At 69.0% G+C, this 8,159-nt stretch carries 6 protein-coding genes; 3 read left to right on the forward strand and 3 right to left on the reverse strand.

Features of this window, described 5'->3' with window-relative positions:
* Positions 1-42: 42 nt before the first annotated feature.
* The 3 genes from DM816_RS01275 to DM816_RS01285 form a co-directional block, all read right to left on the reverse strand.
* Positions 43-2,523, reverse strand: a complete 2,481-nt coding sequence (locus DM816_RS01275) for an ATP-binding protein (RefSeq protein WP_162906990.1) — start codon at positions 2,521-2,523, stop codon at positions 43-45.
* Positions 2,524-2,616: 93 nt separating this feature from the next.
* Positions 2,617-3,276, reverse strand: a complete 660-nt coding sequence (locus DM816_RS01280) for a hypothetical protein (RefSeq protein WP_117208165.1) — start codon at positions 3,274-3,276, stop codon at positions 2,617-2,619.
* Positions 3,273-3,941: a cyclase family protein gene (locus tag DM816_RS01285; protein WP_117208166.1), complete on the reverse strand. Its 669-nt coding sequence runs from the start codon at positions 3,939-3,941 to the stop codon at positions 3,273-3,275. The genes DM816_RS01280 and DM816_RS01285 overlap by 4 nt, the downstream gene beginning before the upstream one ends.
* A gap of 39 nt (positions 3,942-3,980) precedes the next feature.
* Between DM816_RS01285 and DM816_RS01290 the strand changes: the two genes are divergently transcribed.
* From DM816_RS01290 to katG, 3 genes are all read left to right on the forward strand, one after another.
* Complete coding sequence (locus tag DM816_RS01290) at positions 3,981-4,625, forward strand: class I SAM-dependent methyltransferase (RefSeq protein WP_117208167.1); 645 nt, start codon at positions 3,981-3,983, stop codon at positions 4,623-4,625.
* Between the two features lie 131 nt (positions 4,626-4,756).
* Positions 4,757-5,053 carry a hypothetical protein gene (locus DM816_RS01295; protein WP_162906991.1) on the forward strand — a complete coding sequence of 99 codons (297 nt, stop codon included), beginning with the start codon at positions 4,757-4,759 and terminating at the stop codon, positions 5,051-5,053.
* A gap of 781 nt (positions 5,054-5,834) precedes the next feature.
* Positions 5,835-8,066, forward strand: a complete 2,232-nt coding sequence (gene katG, locus DM816_RS01300) for a catalase/peroxidase HPI (RefSeq protein WP_117208169.1) — start codon at positions 5,835-5,837, stop codon at positions 8,064-8,066.
* Positions 8,067-8,159: the final 93 nt, after the last annotated feature.

Genomic DNA, 8,159 nt, shown 5'->3' on the forward strand with positions numbered 1-8,159 from the left:
CCCCGGGCCACGGTGGCGCACCGCCACCGTGGCCCTTTTCGCTTACCCGGCCTCGATCGCGGCGCACATCTCGGCCAGACCCTGCCAGTCAAGCGCGAAGCCGCGCCGGTAGTGCTGGTCGAAAGCGTCGGCGCCCAACCGTTCTCGGCAGGCGGTGCCGACACGGCGGGCAACGGCCTCGGCGGCGGGTGTGACGGCGCGGATCGAGTCCCGGCGCAACCGGTTGGCCGTGCCCAGCATGCGGGTCGCGGCGACCGGGTCTCGCGCGGCCATCCGTTCGGCGTGCATCTCGACCGCGCTGGCGACCTCCTCCCGGTCGCGCTGCGTGCTGTCGAGCACGGCCGGCACCACGTCACGCAGCAGTTCTACCGCATGTGCTCGATCCCCCGCCGCATGGCAGACGACGCTGCGCCGAAGGCCGATCACGGTCGGGGTGCGGCGGTCGTCCGGCTCCTGCTCCTTGAGCAGGGCCGTCGCCCGCTCGGACGCGACACCCGCGGCATCGACCCGGCCGAGATGCAGGTGGGCGAGCGCGGCCGTGGTGGCGGCGAACGCGGCGAGCCGGCAGTATCCCCCCGCGAGCAGCCGCTGCATCGCCTCTTCGGCGTAGGCGAGCCCCACCTCGAACCGCCCGGCGTCGACGGCCGTCTCCGCCAGGTTGAACAGCGTCCGGCCGCGATCGATGTCGCCGCCGTCGCCGCGCCGCTTGGCCTCCAGCGCCGCGCGCAACAGCCGCTCCGCGTCGTCCAGCCGGCCCAGCTCCATCGAGAGAGTGCCGAGATTATTCAGTACCCGGCCGACGAGCCGCACGTCGCCCGCCCGACGCGCATGGACGAGAGCCGCGTGCAACTCCCGCCGTGACGTGGTCAGCTCGCGCAGATCGGTCGCGACGGAGCCCAGCATCAGGTGGGTCCGGCAGCGCCCGGCGTGGTCGGTGGGCGCGAGGCCTTGCAGCGCAAGGCTTCCGAGCCGGCGTGCCGCGGTGAAGTCGGCGCGCAGGCGGGCGAGATGGCCCGCGTAGACCCACGCCTTCGGCTGCCCGCGCTCGGCCACCCGCGACAGCGCGGCCACGCCCTCGGTGAGCCGCCCGGCCACCTCGTAATAGCGGACGAGCCCATTCACCACGGCCTCGGCGAACAGGTCCGGCTCGTGGGCGACGGCCCAACCGATCGCCGACCGCACGTTGGCCGCGTCGCGGGTGGCCAGCACGCGTTCGGAGCCTTGGTCGGCCACCCGGGTCAGATAGTGCTTGGCCAATGCCCGGTGCGCCCGATCCCAGGCCGTGCCGTTGGCCAGCCGCTCCCTGGCGATGTCGCGCACCGTGTCCGGAAGCGTGTAGCGGGTCTCGCCTGCCGTGGCTGCGGCCCGTACCAGATAAATATCTATGAGTTCGGCCAGCGCTTCCAGGAGGGAACCGCGGTCATGGCCCAGATCGCCGGCCACACTCTCCACATCATCGAGCCCGACGCCGCCGCTGAAGGCACCCATGAGATCGAACAGCGCACCGGCCGCAGGCGTGACCACATCGAGGCTCGACGAAATCGTGGCGTGCAGCGAGCGGTGCCGCGCCGGCAGGTCGGGCCCGCCGTCGGCGAGCAGGGTCAGCGGCCGGTCCAGCCGCTCAAGCAGTTCGGCGGGGGTCAGCAGGCGCATGCGGGCCGCGGCGAGCTCGATCGCCAGCGGCAGCCCATCGACCCGCCGGCAGATCGCGGCCACCGCATCACGATTGCCCTCATCGAGCGTGAAACCGTCCGTGACCTCCGCCGCCCGCGCCGCGAAAAGCTCGACGGCCACGGGCAGCGGCAAGGGTCCAAGGCGGAACCGGTGCTCGCCGCCCACGCGCAACGGGCGCTGGCTCGTGACCACCACGGTCAGGCCGGTACACCGCCGCACCAGCACGGACAGGTCGGGCGCGGCGGCCACGACCCGCTCCATCCCGTCCAGCACGAGCACGGTCCGGGCGCCACGCAGCAGGGCCGCGAGCCGATCGATCGGCCCGAGCCGCACGGTCCCACCCACACCGAACGCCTCGGCCACCGCTTCCAGGACCAGTGTTGGATCGTCCAATGCGGACACGTCCACGGTCCTGACGTCCCACGCGCGATGCGACAGCTCGTCGACGAGCGCGGCGGACAACCGGGTCTTGCCCACACCACCCGGGCCGGTCACACTGATCAGCCGGTGCCGCCCGGCCATCACCAGCTCGACCAGCGAGCGCAGCTCGGTGAACCGGCCGAAGAGCCGGGTCATGGCCTCCGGCAGGGCGCCCGTTGCCGCTGCGGCGGAAGGCATCCGGGCCGCCGCGAGGAACGCCGACAACTGCGCCCCGCTAAGCTTGAGCGCTTCCGCCAGCGCGCGCACGGAGTGCTGGCGCGGCCGCCCGGTAGCGCCGCGCTCCAGATCGCGCAGGGTCCGCTCGCTCAACCCCGCCCGGCGAGCCAGCTCGGCCTGCCCGAGGCCCACGGCGATCCGGTGCCGCAGCAGCAACTCCGCGAACGGCGCGGCCGAAACCTCATATGTCACAGCCAATGCTCAAAAGCCTTCCGTCAATGTCCGGAGCACAGCAGACCACTGACGGCAGCACCTGTCCACGTCTTTTTACACACACCACGCGACTCACCAGGCCGCGGCGCACACCTCGATCCAGGTCGCCAGATCGGGCACGTCATCGATCGTGAGCAGTGAGTACGGCGGACAGCCCGGCAATGGCCTGACACCCGTGAACGAGTGATCCGGCGCGAAGACCAACAGCCGTCCGTCGTCGCGACGCGCGAGTGTCAGATTTCCGTTGGCCTCCACGGCGACGGGATAGTAGTCATCGGGGTCAATGGGGATCCGCAGGCCCTCGTCTTGCCAGAGCCAGTCGTAGTCATTCAGGACGCTCGCGACCCGTAGGCCGGCGGCGTCGGACGTGAGCACCTGGTTCTGGTTGAGCCACCAGGTTTCCGGCTCGCCGAACCGCTCGACGATCCCGCCGCAGACCCGCCAGAAACCCTTGTGGGTCTGAGGAATGCGCTCACCGTCTGCCTCGTGCGGCGGGTGGCAAAGCCAGCCCCGCCGAGCGTCCGGTGACCCCCATGCCAGCAACTCGTAGGGCTTGCCTCCGACAGAGACGGGAGTCAGGGTCGCCGCGCCGAGCAATGCGGACAGCACGGGCAGGTCATCGATGGACCCGCGGTCCCACGGTCGCGCCTCGCCGACGGCAACGCTCTGTCCGGGTTCGACGAACCACGAAACCACATCAATGAACTGCTCCCAGTCGCCTGTGGCTTTCATTGCGGTACGACGGCGTATGCGCGCACGGGGAAGGTGCCGAAGGCGCGGATCGGGGCGGGCACGGCGTGCAGGCGGGCGCCGTGCTCGGGCAGCGCGGCCAGATTGGTCAGGTGTTCCAGGATCGGGATGCCCCCGGCGAGCAGGATGGAGTGTGCGGGCCGCTGCTTGCCGTCGGTCGAATCGATGTTCACGCTGTCGATGCCGACCAGCCGGGCGCCCTCGTCGGCCAGGTGCCGCGCGCCGTCCTCGGTCAAGTAGGGTGCCCCGACACCGTAGGCCTCCGTGCGCCAGTGCCGGTCCCAACCGGTGTGCAGCAGCACGGCCTTGCCCGCCACGTCATAGTGCGCCAGCGTGTGCGCGGTGATGGCCCGCTCGGCCGGGTCGGTGCTGTGCACGACCACGGTGGGCAGGTCGGCCAGCGACTCCAGGGGCAAGCCTGCCAGGTCCACACCGCCGTCGTACCGATGGAACGGGCTGTCCACATAGGTGCCCGTGTTGCCGAGCATGCTGATGCGATCGATGGTGAACTCGGTGCCCTCCGCATAGACCCGGCGCGAATCGACACGGGTCAGGTGCGGCGTGATCTCGGGGCCGGGCAGCCCGGGATACGTGGTCATCCCGGCTTCGATCACATGGCTGAGGTCCACCAACCGGCTAAGGGTCATGCCCCATGATCCCATCCCGTTCGGCTACCGTCTCACGGCATGGGCGTAGACGACTGGCTGGCGGATACCCGGATTTCGTACGACACGGTCGCGGTCAGCTATGCCGACCAGCTGCGCGACGCTCTCGCCGGGTTGCCCTACCTGCGCGGGGCTCTGGCTTTGTTCGCCGACCTGGTTCGCGCCGCGGGCGGCGGGCCGGTCGCGGACGTGGGCTGCGGCCCGGGGCACATCACCGCTCACCTGCATGGGCTGGGCGTTGAAGCCTTTGGTGTAGACCTTTCACCCGCGATGATCGACGTTGCCCGCGCTGACCACCCGCACCTGCGGTTCGAGGTCGGCTCGATGACCGATCTCGACCTCCCCGACGCCTCGGTGGCCGGCCTGCTCGCCTTCTGGTCGCTGATCCACATCCCCGATGACGCGATCCCCACGGTCCTCGGCCACTTCCGCCGCGCGCTCAAGCCGGGCGGTCCGCTGCTGGTCGGCTTTCACGTGGGCGATGGATCACAGCTGAAGACCGAGGGTTACGGCGGCCACCCGATGAAGGTCTACGTCCACCGCCGCCGGCCCGAGCGAGTGTCGGCCTGGCTGCGGGACGCCGGTTTCGCGGTCGAGGCCGAGCTGCTGCTCGATCTCGACGGGAGCAGGCCCGGCGCGATCATCTACGCCCGCCAACCAGCTTGATCATAAGTTAACGTCGCGACACGCCGTCGCACATGGACGTGTGGTCATGATCGGCCCAAACGGGTTTGGAGTGGGGTGAGTGGGGGTATCGGCAGGCCGGCAAGCAAACGATCTCTGGTGGGAGGACGCAAGTGACCGAGCCAGCAACCTCCAACGTGGACGATACAGAGCCACCAACATCGGCCACCCGACTCTTACGTCCGGACAGCCCGGTCGTGACCACCGCGCAGGAGCTGTTCATGGCGCACGCCCGGCAGGACGGCGAGACCTGCTCGCGCTGCGGCAGGCCCAGCCCGTGCCCGGTGGCGACGCATGCCCAACAGGTGTGCGAGGCGGCAGGCGTCCCCCCTCGACCCGTGACGAGCTCACACAAACGCAAGAGCACCAAGGCAACCAAGAAGCCGAACGTCCTGGCCAACGCGGCGTAGCAACGGGCACACATAGGGAGTGTCGGGAGTCTGCATCCCTGTCTTGTGGGGGGACGGACAGGGATGCGACTGACCGTGATCGATCTCCCGGGCCGAGGGCTGGTGCTCGCCTCGATGGAGCCTTGCGCCCGCGCCTCGGCGTGCCGGTGCGCCAGCTGTCCGGCCGGCTCGGCCGCGAACATCGTGGGCCGCTGCGGCGGCATAGACCTTGGCTCGCACATAGCTCGCCAAATCGGGCGTCCTGGATAATTTCACCCCAAACGCGCACGCCTTGCACCAAGGCGTTACCAGGCGGCGGACGGTTTTGCAGCGAATCTGCGAAAACCTTTGGCCCCAATACCTGATCAATCGGTGGATGTCGCCTGCCGCAGGCATTCGTTACTTTTGGTACACGCGCCCTGGGAGCGCTTCCAGACTTCCCGGTGCATCCATCCCCCGGATAGCGGCGGCGCCTCCTTCCCATCCACGGAAGGAAGCGCCGCCGACCCCTCTTTCTGGTCGATCATGACTTACGTCCGTGTTCGACGGCGTGTCACGACAGAAACTTCATGGTCAACAAGGCGAAGAGGGCGGTGTGCGCGACGCGCCCGGTGTGATTTGATGCCGATATTCTTGACTCATTCCAGAAAACCAACCAGACTGCGGTACGTGGTCATGACCTTGGACACCCGCGCACGGATACGGCGAGGTCGTCTACCGGGGCTCATGTCCCGACTGGTCTACTGCAGGCAATTCCTGATTCTCACGATCCACTGATCCGCCAAATCACGGAAGGAATCCGATGTCCGAGAACCACGATGCCGTCGTCCATGACGCGGAGGCGGGCGCCGAGTCGCGCTGCCCGGTCGCCCACGGACGCGCCCCCCACCCGACACAGGGTGGCGGCAACCGCGGCTGGTGGCCGAACCAGCTCAATCTGAAGATTCTCGCCAAGAACCCGGCCGTGGCCAACCCGCTCGGCGAGCGGTTCGACTACGCCGAGGCGTTCAAGAGCCTGGACCTGGCGGCCGTGAAGCAGGACATCGCGGAGGTCCTGACGACCTCGCAGGACTGGTGGCCGGCCGACTTCGGCCACTACGGCCCATTCATGATTCGGATGGCGTGGCACAGCGCGGGGACCTACCGCATCAGCGACGGCCGCGGTGGGGCCGGCGCCGGGCAGCAGCGCTTCGCCCCGCTCAACAGCTGGCCCGACAACGGAAACCTGGACAAGGCCCGGCGCCTGCTGTGGCCGGTCAAGAAGAAGTATGGCAAGAGCCTCTCGTGGGCCGACCTGATGATTCTCGCCGGCAACGTTGCGCTGGAGTCGATGGGCTTCAAGACTTTCGGCTTCGCCGGTGGCCGTGCCGACGTGTGGGAGCCCGACGAGGACGTCTACTGGGGCCCCGAGACCACCTGGCTCGGCGACGCCCGCTACAGCGGCGACCGTGAGCTGGAGAACCCGCTCGCAGCCGTGCAGATGGGCCTGATCTACGTCAACCCGGAGGGCCCCAACGGCAACCCCGACCCGATCGCCGCGGCCCGCGACATCCGCGAGACGTTCGCCCGCATGGCCATGAACGACGAGGAGACGGTCGCGCTGATCGCCGGCGGTCACACGTTCGGTAAGACCCACGGCGCCGGCCCCGCCGATCACGTCGGCCCCGAGCCCGAGGCCGCGCCGATCGAGGAGCAGGGCTTCGGCTGGAAGTCCAGCTTCCGCAGCGGCAAGGGCGCGGACACCATCACCAGCGGCCTGGAGGTCACCTGGACCACCACGCCCACCCGATGGAGCAACAGCTTCTTTGAGATCCTTTTCCGGTACGAGTGGGAGCTCACGCAGAGCCCGGCCGGTGCGCACCAGTGGGTCGCCAAGGACGCGGAAGCGATCATCCCGGACGCCCACGATCCCGCCAAGAAGCAGCTTCCGACGATGCTCACGACCGACCTCGCGCTCCGGTTCGACCCGGTCTACGAGCAGATCTCGCGCCGCTTCCTGGAAAACCCGGGCCAGTTCGCCGACGCCTTCGCCCGCGCGTGGTTCAAGCTGACCCACCGCGACATGGGCCCGATCGCCCGCTACCTCGGCCCGGAGGTCCCGGCCGAGAAGCTGATCTGGCAGGACCCGCTTCCGCCTGTGACGCACGAGCTGATCGACGCTGCGGACATCGCCAACCTCAAGGCCCAGATCCTCGCCTCCAGCCTGACCGTGTCCCAGCTGGTTTCGACCGCCTGGGCGTCGGCTTCGACGTTCCGCGGCAGCGACAAGCGGGGCGGTGCCAACGGTGCGCGCATCCGGCTGGAGCCGCAAAACGGCTGGGAGGTCAACGAGCCCGACGAGCTGTCGAAGGTGCTGAGCACGCTTGAGGGGATTCAAGAGTCCTTCAACGCGGCCCAGGCCGGTGGCAAGCGGGTCTCGCTGGCCGACCTGATCGTGCTCGGCGGGTCCGCCGCGGTCGAGCAGGCCGCGAAGAACGCGGGCTACGCCGTGGAGGTGCCGTTCACCCCCGGCCGCGCCGACGCCACGCTGGATCAGACCGACGTGGAGTCGTTCGCCCCGCTGGAGCCGACCGCCGACGGGTTCCGCAACTACCTGGGCAAGGGCCACCGCCTGCCGGCCGAGTTCCTGCTGGTCGACAAGGCCAACCTGCTCACGCTGAGCGCCCCCGAGATGACCGTGCTCGTCGGTGGGCTGCGTGTGCTCGGCGCCAACTTCAAGCAGTCGCCGCTGGGCGTGCTCACCGACAAGCCCGAGTCGCTGACCAACGACTTCTTCGTGAACCTGCTCGACCTGGGCATCCAGTGGCGCAAGTCGTCCGACGACGAGGAGACCTTCGAGGCTGTCGACCTCGCCACGGGCGCGGTCAAGTGGAGCGGCAGCCGGGTGGACCTGGTGTTCGGGTCCAACTCGGAGCTGCGCGCGCTGGCCGAGGTCTACGCCAGCGACGACGCGAAGGAGAAGTTCGCACAGGACTTCGCCGCCGCGTGGGTCAAGGTGATGAACCTCGACCGGTTCGACCTCGCCGCCGCCTGATCTACCACAAGCCGGGCCGGTCCGCGAAACGCGGACCGGCCCGGCTCAGTCGACACTCATCATGAAGTTATCCGGAATGTCGCGTCCTGCCGG

This window comes from Allorhizocola rhizosphaerae, assembly GCF_003426775.1.
Classification (GTDB): domain Bacteria; phylum Actinomycetota; class Actinomycetes; order Mycobacteriales; family Micromonosporaceae; genus Allorhizocola; species Allorhizocola rhizosphaerae.